This is a genomic window from Sphingomonas sp. J315, from assembly GCF_024666595.1.
Classification (GTDB): domain Bacteria; phylum Pseudomonadota; class Alphaproteobacteria; order Sphingomonadales; family Sphingomonadaceae; genus Sphingomonas.
In genome coordinates this window covers 654,563-667,711 of record NZ_CP088296.1, presented here as the reverse complement: position 1 = coordinate 667,711, position 13,149 = coordinate 654,563, and the positions used below count along the sequence as shown (strand labels likewise).

At 65.9% G+C, this 13,149-nt stretch carries 17 protein-coding genes and 1 pseudogene; 4 read left to right on the top strand and 14 right to left on the bottom strand.

The window, feature by feature from the left end:
• Positions 1-17: 17 nt before the first annotated feature.
• The 6 genes from tolB to LRS08_RS03600 form a co-directional block, all read right to left on the bottom strand.
• Complete coding sequence (tolB, locus tag LRS08_RS03625; RefSeq protein WP_257844859.1) at positions 18-1,385, bottom strand: Tol-Pal system beta propeller repeat protein TolB; 1,368 nt, start codon at positions 1,383-1,385, stop codon at positions 18-20.
• Between the two features lie 67 nt (positions 1,386-1,452).
• Positions 1,453-2,202 carry a hypothetical protein gene (locus LRS08_RS03620; protein WP_260481348.1) on the bottom strand — a complete coding sequence of 250 codons (750 nt, stop codon included), beginning with the start codon at positions 2,200-2,202 and terminating at the stop codon, positions 1,453-1,455.
• Entirely contained in the window at positions 2,202-2,636 is a 435-nt protein-coding gene (tolR, locus tag LRS08_RS03615) for a protein TolR (protein ID WP_257844862.1), read from the bottom strand. Before tolR ends, LRS08_RS03620 begins: the two co-directional genes overlap by 1 nt.
• Positions 2,636-3,349 (bottom strand): protein TolQ, encoded by a 714-nt coding sequence (gene tolQ, locus LRS08_RS03610; protein WP_257844863.1) that lies wholly within the window; start codon positions 3,347-3,349, stop codon positions 2,636-2,638. Before tolQ ends, tolR begins: the two co-directional genes overlap by 1 nt.
• A gap of 7 nt (positions 3,350-3,356) precedes the next feature.
• Positions 3,357-3,812 carry a tol-pal system-associated acyl-CoA thioesterase gene (ybgC, locus tag LRS08_RS03605; RefSeq protein WP_308223019.1) on the bottom strand — a complete coding sequence of 152 codons (456 nt, stop codon included), beginning with the start codon at positions 3,810-3,812 and terminating at the stop codon, positions 3,357-3,359.
• Between the two features lie 108 nt (positions 3,813-3,920).
• On the bottom strand, positions 3,921-4,322 hold the full coding sequence (locus tag LRS08_RS03600) for an EVE domain-containing protein (protein ID WP_257844864.1): 402 nt from the start codon (positions 4,320-4,322) through the stop codon (positions 3,921-3,923).
• Positions 4,323-4,484: 162 nt separating this feature from the next.
• Here LRS08_RS03600 and LRS08_RS03595 point away from each other — a divergent pair, with 162 nt between their 5' ends.
• Together LRS08_RS03595 and LRS08_RS03590 are read left to right on the top strand one after the other, a co-directional pair.
• The gene (locus LRS08_RS03595) at positions 4,485-4,844 is read left to right on the top strand and encodes a hypothetical protein (protein WP_257844865.1); all 360 of its coding nucleotides are present in this window, start codon (positions 4,485-4,487) and stop codon (positions 4,842-4,844) included.
• A 69-nt stretch (positions 4,845-4,913) separates the two neighbouring features.
• Entirely contained in the window at positions 4,914-5,180 is a 267-nt protein-coding gene (locus LRS08_RS03590; protein ID WP_257844866.1) for a DUF3297 family protein, read from the top strand.
• A gap of 128 nt (positions 5,181-5,308) precedes the next feature.
• Here the strand turns inward: LRS08_RS03590 and LRS08_RS03585 are convergent, their stop codons facing one another.
• The 4 genes and pseudogenes from LRS08_RS03585 to LRS08_RS03570 all read right to left on the bottom strand — a co-directional run bounded on the left by LRS08_RS03585 (position 5,309) and on the right by LRS08_RS03570 (position 8,134).
• Positions 5,309-5,539, bottom strand: a complete 231-nt coding sequence (locus tag LRS08_RS03585) for an isocitrate lyase/phosphoenolpyruvate mutase family protein (RefSeq protein ID WP_260481638.1) — start codon at positions 5,537-5,539, stop codon at positions 5,309-5,311.
• Between the two features lie 49 nt (positions 5,540-5,588).
• A pseudogene (locus LRS08_RS03580) lies at positions 5,589-6,056 on the bottom strand (isocitrate lyase/phosphoenolpyruvate mutase family protein); the annotation flags it as partial.
• Between the two features lie 75 nt (positions 6,057-6,131).
• Complete coding sequence (locus LRS08_RS03575; RefSeq protein WP_257844868.1) at positions 6,132-6,932, bottom strand: LytR/AlgR family response regulator transcription factor; 801 nt, start codon at positions 6,930-6,932, stop codon at positions 6,132-6,134.
• 104 nt (positions 6,933-7,036) lie between these two features.
• Positions 7,037-8,134 carry a sensor histidine kinase gene (locus LRS08_RS03570; protein WP_260481347.1) on the bottom strand — a complete coding sequence of 366 codons (1,098 nt, stop codon included), beginning with the start codon at positions 8,132-8,134 and terminating at the stop codon, positions 7,037-7,039.
• 144 nt (positions 8,135-8,278) lie between these two features.
• Here LRS08_RS03570 and LRS08_RS03565 point away from each other — a divergent pair, with 144 nt between their 5' ends.
• A complete protein-coding gene (locus tag LRS08_RS03565) occupies positions 8,279-8,704 on the top strand; it encodes an OsmC family protein (RefSeq protein ID WP_260481346.1) in 426 nt (141 codons plus the stop codon).
• A gap of 89 nt (positions 8,705-8,793) precedes the next feature.
• Here the strand turns inward: LRS08_RS03565 and gpmA are convergent, their stop codons facing one another.
• A complete protein-coding gene (gene gpmA / locus LRS08_RS03560; RefSeq protein WP_257844870.1) occupies positions 8,794-9,480 on the bottom strand; it encodes a 2,3-diphosphoglycerate-dependent phosphoglycerate mutase in 687 nt (228 codons plus the stop codon).
• 69 nt (positions 9,481-9,549) lie between these two features.
• Between gpmA and LRS08_RS03555 the strand changes: the two genes are divergently transcribed.
• Positions 9,550-10,275: a dienelactone hydrolase family protein gene (locus LRS08_RS03555; RefSeq protein ID WP_257844871.1), complete on the top strand. Its 726-nt coding sequence runs from the start codon at positions 9,550-9,552 to the stop codon at positions 10,273-10,275.
• 97 nt (positions 10,276-10,372) lie between these two features.
• Here the strand turns inward: LRS08_RS03555 and LRS08_RS03550 are convergent, their stop codons facing one another.
• The 3 genes from LRS08_RS03550 to purB are packed head-to-tail and all read right to left on the bottom strand — an operon-like array spanning position 10,373 to position 13,004.
• Positions 10,373-10,987 (bottom strand): DUF4126 domain-containing protein, encoded by a 615-nt coding sequence (locus LRS08_RS03550; RefSeq protein WP_257844872.1) that lies wholly within the window; start codon positions 10,985-10,987, stop codon positions 10,373-10,375.
• 4 nt (positions 10,988-10,991) lie between these two features.
• Positions 10,992-11,663, bottom strand: coding sequence for a hypothetical protein (locus tag LRS08_RS03545; RefSeq protein ID WP_257844873.1), 672 nt, complete (start codon positions 11,661-11,663; stop codon positions 10,992-10,994).
• A 27-nt stretch (positions 11,664-11,690) separates the two neighbouring features.
• A complete protein-coding gene (gene purB, locus LRS08_RS03540; protein WP_257844874.1) occupies positions 11,691-13,004 on the bottom strand; it encodes an adenylosuccinate lyase in 1,314 nt (437 codons plus the stop codon).
• Positions 13,005-13,149: the final 145 nt, after the last annotated feature.

The following is a 13,149-nucleotide window of genomic DNA, read 5'->3' as shown; positions in this document are numbered from 1 at the left end:
TCCGCGTCAACCCCGCATCATGGGCGTAGCGGTCCCCATGCGGGATCTGAACCGTCCAATTGGGTCGGAATCCGGCGCGACGTGCTGCCGGTCAGGTCCACCGACCAGATGTCGGACTTGCCCGACGGCCCCTGCGCCCCGCGCGAGAACAGCAGCACGCGGCCATTGGGCGACCAGCTCGGCCCCTCGTCGCCCCAGGCATCGGTGAGCAGCTTCTCGCCGCCGCCCGACGGGCTCATTACCCCGATGCGGAATCCGCCGCCGATGCGGGTGAACGCGATCAGGTCGCCGCGCGGGCTCCACGCCGGCGTGGCATAGCGCCCGCCACCAAAGCTGATCCGCTGCTGGTTCGATCCGTCGGCGTTCATCACATACAGCTGCTGGCTACCCGAACGGTCGCTCTCGAACACGATCTTGGACCCATCGGGCGAGTAGCTGCCGCCGGTGTCGATGCCCGGCGCGGTGGTCAGCCGCTGCGGGGTCCCGCCACTCGCCGCGATCCGATAGATATCGGCATTGCCCGCGACCGACATGGTGAACAGGATCCAGCGCCCGTCGGGCGAGAAGCGCGGCGCGAAGGCCAGGCTGACATTGGTCACCAGCAACCGCTGCGTGCCATTGGCCAGATCATAGACATAGAGCGACGGCTTGTCGTTCTGGTAGCTCATATAGGCGATGCGCCGCTCGTCGGGCGAGAAGCGCGGGGTCAGCACGATCGACTGGCCATTGGTCAGGAAACGGTGGTTCGCGCCGTCCTGATCCATGATCGCCAGCCGCTTGATGCGACGGTTCTTCGGCCCGGTTTCGGACACGTAGATCACCCGGCTGTCGAAATACGGCCCCTCGCCGGTCAGGCGGGTGTAGATCGTGTCCGAACATTTATGCGCCGCGCGACGCCAGTCCGCCGGGCGCACGATAAACCCCTCCCGCGCCAGTTCGGTGCCGAGCGCCACGTCATAGAGATAACAGCCAACGGTCAGATTGCCGTCGCCATTGGCGCGCACAAAGCCCTGAACCAGTGCCTGCGCTGTCGCGCCGCGCCAGTATCCGAAATCGGGCGCGCTCACCTCGCTCACCGGCACCGCGCGGACGCCGGTGGGGCCAAGCGGCTTGAACAGCCCCGTATTGCGCAGATTGTCGGTGACGATCTGCGCGATCTGGCGGCCGAGCGCATCGGTGCTGCCCGCCGGCGTGTTGACGACCTGCTGCGTCGGCATTGGCGGGACGATGATCGTCAAATCCTGCGCGCTCTCGTCGGTGACGTCGATCGTCGGCAGTTCCTGGCTCTCACCGGTGGGCGGTGCGGGCGCGGGCTGTTCCTGTGCAAGCGCAGGCACAGCCAAGGCGAGCGCCGCGCTTGCGGCGAGAGAGGTGCGCAACTTCATCTACAGTCTCCTGTCGAAGGACAGTCGGAAGGCTTTCCATCCGTCATAATATTCCTCGGGCAACCCTTCAAAGGGCGCGGCGAGCCGGATCGCGGCGAGCGCGCGCTCCTCGTGCAACTCCTGCTGGGGCCGGTTGCTGGCGGTCTTGCCGGTCTGTTCGACGACACGCGGCGGCCCGGCGAGCGATCCGTCGCGGTTCAACCGCACCTCGACAATCGTCGCGAGCAGGTTGACGTCGGCACCGGTCGGCGCGCGCCAGTGCGGCTTCACCTGCCGACGGATCAGCCCGAAGATCGAGGAGCGGACCTCGGGCCCCATCTGCGCGGCCTGGGGGTGTGGTCGCCTTGCCCTTGCTTTGCTGGTCGGTCAGTCCGTCGGTGATGCCGGTCAGGCGACCGGTCGGCTTCACCGCACTTCGTTCGGTCTTGGGCAGCGCCTTCGCCGGGGCGGGGTTCGACTTTTTCGCCTCCGCCTTGGGCTGGGGCCTGGGCGCGGGGGCGGGCGCGGCCTTGGGCGGGGTCGGGTCGGGCTTCGTCACCGGTTCGGGCTGCGTCACCGGCACCGGCGGGGGCGAGTCGAGCTCGGGCGGGCCGGGGACTTCGGCCAGCCGCTCGGCGGGGGCTTCCTTCTCGATCACTGGCGCTTCGCTGACCAGCCCCGCCTCGTCGGTCAGCGAGACCTCGATCGGGGTCGATTCGAGCTTCAGCGGATTGGGCGTGGCGAGGAAACCGACCGAGAGCAGGCCGAACAGCGCGACATGGCCGATCACGGCCACCCCGATCGCTGCGCCTTCCCTCCGGTCGATAGCTACTGCCATCAGTCCTTGCCCTCACCCGTGGTGACGAGCGACACCTTGTTCAGCCCCGCGCGGTTGAGTTCGCCCATGACGCGCATGACCTTGCCGTAATCGAGGCGGGTGTCGGCGCGCAGGAACACCTGGGGCGTGTCCTCGGCGCGCGCGCTGGCGATCTCGGACAGCAGGTTCGGCAGTTGGTCCTCCGCCACCTCGCTATTGTCGAGGAAGATCGCGCCGCGCTCGTCGATCGAAATCTGGACCGGCTTCTGATCCTGGTCGAGCGGTTTGGCGCGGCTTTCCGGCAAATTCACCTGCACCCCCGCGGTCAGCAGCGGCGCGGTGACCATGAAGATGATCAGCAGCACCAGCATCACGTCGACCAGCGGCGTGACGTTAATGTCCGCCATCGGCGCGCGCCGCCCCTTGCCGCGGGAGGAGGGGAGGTTGGCACCCATCAGAGCACCGGCTTGCCGCCCGCAGGCGCACTGTCGAGCTGGCGGCTGAGCGTTGCGTGGAATCCGTCGGCGAAGCGATTCAACCGCGCCTCGACCCGGTCGATGCCGTGGCCGAAGCGATTATAGGCGATCACTGCGGGGATCGCCGCGAACAGGCCGATCGCGGTCGCAAACAGCGCCTCGGCAATACCAGGCGCGACGACCGCGAGCGAGGTGTTCTGCTCGGTCGCGATTGCGGTGAAGCTGCGCATGATGCCCCAGACGGTGCCGAACAGGCCGACGAACGGCGCAACCGATCCCACGGTAGCGAGAATGTTGAGCCGGTCGGACAGCTTGTCGATCTCCAGCGCGACCGCTGCGCCCATCGTCGTCGCCAGCCGCTCGCGCGTGCCGTCCTTGTCGAGCGCGCGCCCGCCGGTCGAACGGCGCCATTCGGTCACCCCTGCGGCAAACACGCGCGCCGAGGGATGGTCCTCGTCACCATGCAGTTTGTAAAAGGCGTCGATATCGTCGCTCTTGCGGTAATCGCCCTCGAAGCGGTCGGCGGACTTGCGCGCTCGCGCGATTCGTCCGCGCAGCGAAAAAATGATGCCCCAGGTCCAGATGCTGGCGAGGAGAAGGCCGATCATCACGCCCTTCACCACCCAATCGGCCTGGTAAAAGAGGCCGAGCGGCGACATCGCGTCGGCGTTGAGGTTTACGAACCAATCCATGTGACGCTCAGTTTCCCTTCCAAACAAGCGGCACGAACGCTTCGACCCACTCTGGCGGTTGCCGCCGCGCGCGCCCCGTCGGGGTCACGAACGCCGCTTCCACATCCGCCTGGGTCAGCAATTCCCCGTGCCGCATGACTCGTTGCTGAATATCCACCGCTGCCGCCCGCACGCGCATCACCCGGCTGACGACCACCAGCGCATCGTCGAGCCGCGCCGGCGCGACATAGCGGATGGCGATATTACGCACGACATAGACGCCTTCGCCCGCCTCATGCGCCGCCCGCTGATCGATCCCGGCACAGCGGAGCATATCGGATCGCGCGCGCTCCATGAACCGCAGGTAATTCGCGTGATACACTACTCCCGACAGGTCGGTGTCCTCAAAATAGACACGTACCGGAAACAGATGCTCGATCCCGTCGAAACGGCCCGATGCCGGGGGAAGGTCAACTACGCTCACCCGTTTGCCCATAGCGGCGGGGGGGAATCGAAGTTCAACTGTCACTGTCCAGATGCGCCGCACCCGCGATCAACGGAGGGGCGGGGGAGGGGTTCCGCTCTTGCCGCGTCACCGCTTCGCCATCTCCAGCACCACATCCCATTCCTCGGGGCTGACCTTGCCGACCGACAGCCGCGAATATTTGACCAGCTCCATCCCGGCCAGGCGGGGCTCGGCCTTGACCTGCTTGAGCGTTACCGGCTGCGGCAACGGCTCGACCGGCTTCATCTGGACCGACACCCAATGCTTGCCCTCGCCATCGGGCTTGGCCTCGCGGCTCACCTCCATGACCCCCACGATCTCCAGCCCGATATTGCTGTGATAGAAAAAGGCCCGGTCGCCCAGCTTCATCGCGCGCAGATTGCCTGCGGCGGTGTGGTTGCGCACGCCGTCCCATTCGGTGCTGCCATCGCGCACCAGATCGTCCCAGCTGAACACATCGGGTTCGGATTTCATCAGCCACAGGGCCATCACGCTATCTCCTTTTGCGGCTCCCATCGCCCTCCCTCATCTAAACCGCAAGTGAACATCCAATTCCGCAGTAGTTCAGGCGGGCGGGCGCATTGTGCATCCATGGCGCCCGCTCATGCGTTTTGGCGTCAATCAAGTGCAGAATGCACGAGGAGGACAGTCATGAAGAACACCCTGACCAAGGCAGTGCTCGGCCTGACGCTCGGCGCCACCGCCCTCACCGTGGCGGCGCCGGCAGAAGCCCAGCGCTATCGTCACCGCGACCGTGACAACACCGGCGCAGCCGTTGTTGCCGGCATCGCTGGCGTCGTGATCGGTGCGGCCATCGCGGGTTCCAGCCGCGACCGCTATTATGATCGCCGCTATGATCGCTATGACGGCTATTACCGTCAGCGCGGTTACTACCCGCGTGAGAGCTATTACTATCGCGACTATGAGCGCCGCGGCTGGCGCGGTTGTTCGGTGCGCCGGGTCTATGACCCGTATCTCGGTCGCCGGGTGAAGGTGCGCTACTGCCGCTAAGCGCGGACTATCGAGAACAACGGGCGGCGCGGGTTTATTCCCGCGCCGCTTTTGGTTAGAGGGCGCGCCATGAGCGACACTCCTCCCGACCGGCTCTCGGTCAACCCGAAGAGCCCCTATTTCGATCAGGCCACGCTTCAGCGCGGCATCGGCATCCGCTTCAAGGGCAATGAACGCCGCGATGTCGAGGAATATTGCATCTCGGAAAACTGGATCCGCGTGCAGGTCGGCAAGACCATGGACCGCAAGGGCAACCCGCTGACCATCAAGCTGTCCGGCCCGGTCGAGGCGTGGTTCGAGAGCCCGGCACCGGGTGAGGGCGAAGCCGAAGCCTGACCTGCATAAGCCCCTCCCCTTCAGGGGAGGGGGTTGGGGTGGGGCGTTTAAGTCTCACCGAGACCGACGCGCCAAGAGGATAGGCCCCACCCCCCAACCCCTCCCCTGAAGGGGAGGGGTTTTAAGGGCTATCCCAGCAACCCCCGCGCCGCCTCCTCCACCGCGCGCATCGCCGCGCGGAACGGGAACGGCCCATGACTGATCCGCGCGACGCCCGCCGCGGCCACCGCCGCCGCATCCGGCGCTCCCGGAAATGTCATGAAGTTCACTGGCAGCGGCGATTCGCGGCAGACGCGCGCCAACAGGTCGAGATCGGCCAGCCCCGGCACGAAGAACCCGCTCGCCCCCCGCCGCCGCATAGGCATGGGCGCGGGCGATCGCCGCATCGACCTTCGCCGCGTCATGCGTGCCTGCCGCCGCCTGCAGGAAGATGTCGGTGCGCGCGTTGATGAAAAACTCCGGCCCGACCGCCGCGCGGATCGCCGCAATGCGTGCCGCCTGGACCTCGGGCGCGTGCATCCCCGACCCGCCGATCACCTGATCCTCGAAATTGCAGCCGACTGCGCCCGTTGCGGCGAGCAGCGCGACGTTCGACGCCACTGCGTCGGGATCGACCGCATATCCGCCTTCGAAATCGATCGATACCGGCAGGTCGACCGCTCCCACGATCCGCCGCGCATTGGCCAGCGCCAGGTCGAGCGGCAGCGCCTCCGCATCCGAAAAGCCGTTCGCCGCAGCGACCGACGCGCTCCCGGTCGCAATCGCCGTCGCCCCCGCCGCCGCGACCGCCCTGGCCGACCCGGCATCCCACACATTGACCAGCACCAGCGGCGTGCCCGGCACGTGCAGCGCGGCGAATTCAGCGAATCGGCTCATGGACATCCTCCTTCGTTCCGGCCCTGATAGGGTCGGAACGAAAGAGGAACAATCCCGATTCTTGCGATCAGTGCGTCAGTGGACGAACCGCGCGACCACGTCGCGATAGCTGCGGCTCACCTTCACCTGCGACCCGGAATCGAGCACCAGGAAGCATTCGCCGTTGGTGTGCGGCTTGACCTGCTTGACCTGATCGAGGTTGACGATGGTCGAGCGGTGGACGCGCTGGAACCGGCGCGGGTCGAGCCGCTTTTCCAGGTCCTTCATCGTCTCGCGCAGGACGAGCGTGTTGTCCGCGGTCTTGATGCACATGTAATCGCCGGCGGCCTCGACCACCTCGATCGTGTCGACATCGACGCGGAAGATCTGGCCGCGATCCTTGATGTTGATGAGCTTTTCGTAGCGGCTCGACGACACGTCGCCGTCGCTGGCGGCAAGTTCCTCGGCGGCTTCCGGCGCGACCTCGGCGAGCACTTCCTTGAGCTTCTCGACCTCCTCCACGCCGCGCTTTTCGGTCAGGCGCTGGCGCACCCGCTCCAGCGTGTCGGCCAGGCGGCCTTCGTCGACCGGCTTCATCAGATAGTCCATCGCATTCGCCTCGAACGCGCGGATCGCATGGTCCGAAAAGGCGGTGACGAAGACGAACAGCGGCGGCTCGACCTCCATCAGCCCCTGAACCACCGAAAACCCGTCGAATCCGGGCATCTGGATATCCAGGAAGACCAGATCGGGCTTGTGCGTCTTGATCGAGCGAATCGCTTCGCGGCCGTTCTGGCATTTGTCGATGATCTCGACATCCTCATGCGCGGCAAGGCGCAGTTCGAGGCCCTGAATGGCCAGAGGTTCGTCATCGACCAGGATGGTGCGGATCGTCATATCTCTCTCTACTCTCATTGACGCCGTTCCGATGCCCCCGGTCCGGCGTCCCACAATCCCCTGCCTTTTATCCTTCGAAATCAATAGTTACGGTCCGGTTCCGATCAGGCTGCCTCCTTGGCTTGCTCCTCAAACTGGAACGGAATCTCGATCTCAACGCGGAAACCGCCTCCGGGGTCCGAATGCGTCGAAAAGCGATGCTCTGCGCCGAATGCCTGCACCAGTCGTTCACGGATATTGGTGAGCCCAACCCCGGTTGAAAGGCTTGGCCGGTTCTTGCCCTCGATCAATCCCGGCCCGGTGTCGGATACGGTGATCTGCACCCGTTCGCCGTTCAGTCGAGCGGCGACGCGGATTTCGGCCCCTTCTTCCTGCGGCGTGACGGCATATTTGATCGCGTTCTCGACCAGCGGTTGCAGCAACAGCGAGGGCAGTCGTGCCTTGGCGGTGCGCGGGTCGATGTCGAACTCGGGCTTCAACCGCGCGTCGAACCGCATCTTCTCGATCTCGAGATAGAGTTTCAGCGTCTCCACCTCCTGCGCCAGCGTGACATGCGCGGTCGGTTCGTTGGCGAGCGTGTAGCGCAGGAAATTGGCCAGGCGGGCGAGCATCGCATTCGCCCGATCGGTCTGCTTGAGCAGCACCAGGGTCGAGATCGAGTTGAGCGTGTTGAACAGGAAATGCGGGTTGAGCTGATAGCGCAGCATCGCCAGCTGCGCCGAACTGGCCTGACTCTCCAGCATCTGCATCCGGTCGCCCTGATCCTCGACGATCAGGTAGAAGTTGATCCCGAAATACAACGCCGACCACCCCGCCAGCACGGTAAAGTTGAGGAACAGGCTGCCCAGAATCAGCGGCAATTCGATCCCCGGATCGCCGCGCATCACCGAGACGGTGAAAGCGTTCAGCACCGCATAAATGAGCGTCGCTGCGGCGAGCGTCGCGATCGACGCCAGGATGCCCGTGATCCGTGGCAGGGTACGGAAATAGCCGAAGAGTGCCGAAAGCAGCAGCGTCAGGCAGTACCCGACGATCGATTCGATCGTGACGCGGATCAGATCCTCGAAGCTGAAGGTGCGGTTCGAGAAGTTGGACACGGCACGCAGCAACAGATAGCCGCCCCAGCCCGCACCCTGGAGCATCCAGAAGGCGCGGGTCTTCTGTTCGAAAAAAGGCCGGGAGAAGATTGTAGGGTTGGTCATTGCGTTGGCGGCTTCTCTACATCGCAGGTCGCCCGGTGGGAAGAATGCGGGAACGTGGGCGTCACGATATCGTTGCACAGGCGGTTCACACCCGCGTCGGGACATCCCATATCCCGATCCCGATCCACCGCAGGAGACATGCCGATGACCACGCGCACCGCCACCGCCCGCTATTCCGGCTTCGGCAAGGAAGGAAAGGGCGCGATCACCACCCAGTCAGGGGTGCTGACCGACCAGTTCTATGGCTTCAATACGCGGTTCGAAGAGGAGCCGGGGACCAACCCCGAGGAGCTGATCGCCGCCGCCCATGCCGGTTGCTTCACCATGGCACTGAGCTTTGCTCTCGCGCGCGCGGGCTTCAGCGAGGGGACGCTGGAAACCAAAGCCGCAGTGAAGCTGGAGCAGAAGGATGGCGGTTTCGCCATCACCCGCTCCGACCTGACGCTCGAAGCCAGCGTGCCGGGCATCGACCCCGACCAGTTCGCGCAGCTGGCCGATGAGGCGAAGAAGAACTGCCCCGTGTCGAAGCTGATGAACGCCGAAGTCAGCCTGGCGCACACGCTGAGCTAGGTTCCTGTGCTCCTGCGAAGGCAGGAGCACAGGGCATTTGAGCGAGTCGCCCGTGGCTCTGGGCTCCTGCCTCCGCAGGAGCGCAGACCTTACCGTTCGCTCAGATAATAGCGATCCATCGCGGTCAGATCGTCCGCCAGCTCGTACACGATCGGCTGCCCGGTCGGGATTTCCAGCGATGCGATATCTGCGTCCGAAATCCCCGACAGATGCTTGACCAGCGCGCGCAGCGAATTGCCGTGCGCGGCGATCAACACGCGCTTGCCCGCGCGCAGGTCCGGGGCGATCCGCTCTTCCCAATAGGGCAGCACGCGCGCGATCGTGTCCTTCAGGCTTTCGGTCTGCGGGATCGGAATGCCCTTGTAGCGCGCGTCCTTGGCCAGGTCCCAAGGCGACCCTTCCTCGGGCAGCGGGGGCGGGATGTCGAAGCTGCGGCGCCAGATCTTGACCTGATCGTCGCCATGCTTGGCTGCGGTCTCCGCCTTGTCGAGCCCGGTCAGCCCGCCATAATGCCGCTCGTTCAGCTTCCAGCTCTTCTCGGTCGGCAGCCACAGCCGACCCATCGCCTCCAGCGCCAGATTGAGCGTCTTGATCGCCCGGCTCTGAAAGCTGGTATAGGTCATGTCGAAGTCGAGACCCTTCTCGCGCATCAGCTCGCCCGCGGCCCACGCTTCCTTAACGCCCTGTTCGGTCAGGTCGACGTCCCACCATCCGGTGAAGCGGTTTTCCAGATTCCAGGACGACTGGCCGTGGCGGATCAGGACGAGCGTGGGCATGGGCTACTCCTTGCAGGACTTTGCCCGCGTCCTTAGCGAAGTGGGCCGACAGGGCAACGGAGGATGGCCATGGCAATTGAAAGACAGACCATCGTCTATGACGGCCCCGGCGGCCCGTTCGCGGGGGTCGCGGTGGTCGACAGCGACTGGACCGCGCCGCGCCCCGGCGTGCTGATCGTCCCCAATGTGCTGGGCGAAAAGGAACAGGACCGCGTCACCGCTGAGCGGATCGCGGCGCTGGGCTATGTCGGCTTCGTCGCCGATCTCTACGGACAGGGCAAGCGCACCACGCGCGAATCACCCGACCCCGCAATGTATATGAATGCGCTCAACGCGGACCGCCCGCTGCTGCGCGACCGCCTGTTTGCCAGCCTCGCCGCGCTCCAGGCGCTGCCACAGGTCGATGCCGGGCGGACCGCCGCCATCGGCTATTGCTTCGGCGGCAAGTCGGTCATCGACCTCGCCCGCGCGGGTGGCGCGGTGCGCGGCGTGGTTGCATTCCACGGCATCTTCGACCCGCCGGGCTATGCCTATCCGACCCCGATCGCGGCGAAGCTGCTGGTCTGCCACGGCTGGGACGACCCGCTCGCCCCGCCCGACGCGGTCACCGCCCTCGCCGCCGAGCTGAGCACTGCGGGGGCGGACTGGCAGCTCCACGGCTATGGCGGGGCAGGACACGGCTTCACCGACGTGAGCCAGAAAGGCTCAACTCGCCCCGGCTTCGGCTACGACGCGAATGCCGACCGCCGCAGTTGGGCTGCGATGATGGGGTTTCTGGCCGAGGTATTCGCTTAAAAATCCTCCCCGGAACGGGGAGGGGGACCGCCCGCGCAGCGGGTGGTGGAGGGGGCCCGAGGCTAGGGGTCCGGTGCCTCGCCCCCCTCCGTCAGCGCTACGCGCTGCCACCTCCCCGTCCCGGGGAGGATTTGCGACTAAGCAACCGCCGCAACACCCGACGCAACACCACCAGCGCCGCTACCGTCGCCGCCAGCACCAGAACCGCAATCACCACCGCCGCCACCGGGTTCGCCAGCGCCAGAAACAGCAGCCCGCCGGTCAGGATATCCTCGCCCGTCGACACCACGACATTGCTCACCGGCTCCGGACTGACATTCACCGCCGCCCGCGCGCCTGCCTTGGCGCCATGCGTCAGCAGCGCGCCCCCACCGCCGAGCAGCAGCGCAGCGACCTGCCACGCCGGATCGCCCGGATCGACGATGGCGAGCGCGAGCAATGCGCCGCCAATCGGTCGGATCGCGGTGTGGATGCTGTCCCACACCGAATCGATCCACATCACCTTGTCGGCAAAGAACTCCGCGACCGCGCCGATCCCGGCAATGCCGATCACCCACGGGTTCGCCAGCACGTCGAGGGCCTTCAGCTGATGCGGCAGCTCGACCCAGCCGGTCTGCATCGCCAGGCCGACCGCGAACACGCACAGATAAAGCCGCCAGCCCGCGAGCAGGCTGACCGAAGCGGCCAGCCCGATGATCTCGACCGCGCCCACGGGCTCAGGCGGGTGGAGTCTTGGGCTTGGCGGCGCGGGGCGCGCGCGGCTTGGCGGGAGCCTTTGCAGCGGGCTTGGCGGCGGGCTTCTTCGTTGCGGCAGGCTTCGCAGCAGCAGGTTTCGCAGCAGCAGGTTTCGCCGCGGCCGGCTTCTTCGCGGCAGTTGCTTTGAGTGCAGGCTTTTTCGGCGCTGCGGGGTTCTTCGGCGGCGCGGGCGGAGCTTCAGCAGCGGGTGCCGCGGGGGCCTCTGGTGCCTTCGGAGCCTCGGGCGGCTTCTCGCCAGCCAGCCGCGCCGTGATCTTCTCCGCCGCGCGCGCCGCAATCAGCGTGGCGAGCGACGAGGCGTTCCTTGCAAAGTCGTCCATACCCGACGGCTTGGGCGCGTCGCTCGCGGCGGGAGTGGGGGCAGGGGCGGATTGCGCGTCCGCCGCCTTCTTGCGGACATTGCCCGCCAGCGCGACCAGTCCTGCGGCAACGATATCGGCGACCAACGGGTGCTTGGTCAGCTCGAGCAGCTTGGCACCCTGTTCGCGCAATTCCTTGGGCAATTCGATCCCGGCGACCGTCTTGGGCAGCTTGGGTGCCTTGGCGGCCTTCGATGCCTTGGCCGTCTTGCTCTTCTTCGCCTTCGCCCCGTCCTTCGCCTTGGCCATCGTCACGCCTCCTTGGTGTGTCACTCGACTGACACACCCGGAGGCATGTCGTCAATCCGCGAATACCCGTGCGAAAATGGTATCTACCGCCTTGAAATGATAGTCGAGGTCGAACTTCTCCTCGATCTGCTGCGGCGACAGCGCGGCGGTGACCTCGGGATCGGCCTTGAGCAGTTCGAGCAGCGACAGTTCCCCGTCGCTCTCCCACACCTGCATCGCGTTGCGCTGGACCAGCCGATAGCTGTCCTCGCGGCTCACCCCGGCCTGGGTCAGCGCCAGCAGCACGCGCTGCGAGTGGACCAGCCCGCCCATGCGATCCAGATTCTTCTGCATCCGCGCCGGATAGACCAGCAGCTTGTCGATCACCCCGGTCAGCCGGGCGAGCGCGAAGTCGAGCGTGATCGTCGCGTCCGGGCCGATATAGCGCTCGACCGACGAGTGACTGATGTCGCGCTCATGCCACAGCGCGACATTCTCCATCGCCGGGATCACCGCGCTGCGGACCATGCGGGCGAGGCCGGTGAGGTTTTCGGTCAGCACCGGGTTGCGCTTGTGCGGCATCGCCGACGAACCCTTCTGCCCGGGCGAGAAATACTCCTCCGCTTCCAGCACCTCGGTGCGCTGCAGATGGCGCACCTCGACCGCGAGCCGCTCGATCGAACTGGCAATGACGCCCAGCGTCGCGAAGAACATCGCATGCCGATCGCGCGGGATCACCTGCGTCGACACCGGCTCGACCGCGAGGCCCAGCTTGTCGGCGACATGCTGCTCCACGCGCGGGTCGATATTGGCGAAGGTGCCGACCGCGCCCGAAATCGCGCAGGTCGCAATGTCCGCGCGGGCCGCGATCAGGCGGGTCTTGCACCGCTTGAACTCGGCATAGGCTTCGGCAAGCTTGAGGCCGAACGTCACCGGTTCCGCATGAATGCCATGGCTGCGCCCGATGGTCGGGGTCAGCTTGTGCTCATATGCACGGCGCTTGAGTACCGCGAGCAGCTGGTCGAGATCGTCGAGCAGGATATCCGCCGCGCGCGTCAGCTGCACCGCAAGGCAGGTGTCGAGCACGTCGCTCGACGTCATCCCCTGATGCATGAAGCGCGCTTCGTCGCCGACATTCTCCGCGACCCAGGTCAGGAACGCGATCACGTCATGCTTGGTCACCGCCTCGATCGCGTCGATCGCGGCGACGTCGATGGTCGGGTTGGTCGCCCACCAGTCCCACAGCGCCTTCGCCGCCGATTCGGGCACCACGCCCAGCTCGCCCAGCTTCTCGGTCGCGTGCGCCTCGATCTCGAACCAGATGCCGAAGCGGGTTTCGGGCGACCAGATCGTGGTCATGGCGGGGCGGGAATAGCGGGGGACCATGTCAGAGCCTTTCGTGGGACGCGGCGGCCCCTAGCAAAGCCCCGGCGGCGCGGCAAACCCGGCCACACTGAAGTGTTCCAATCGGCTCGTCGCATCGTTCGCACAGAATTTGGTCGAACAGATGCGTTACGGAGGCGAGTTGCGC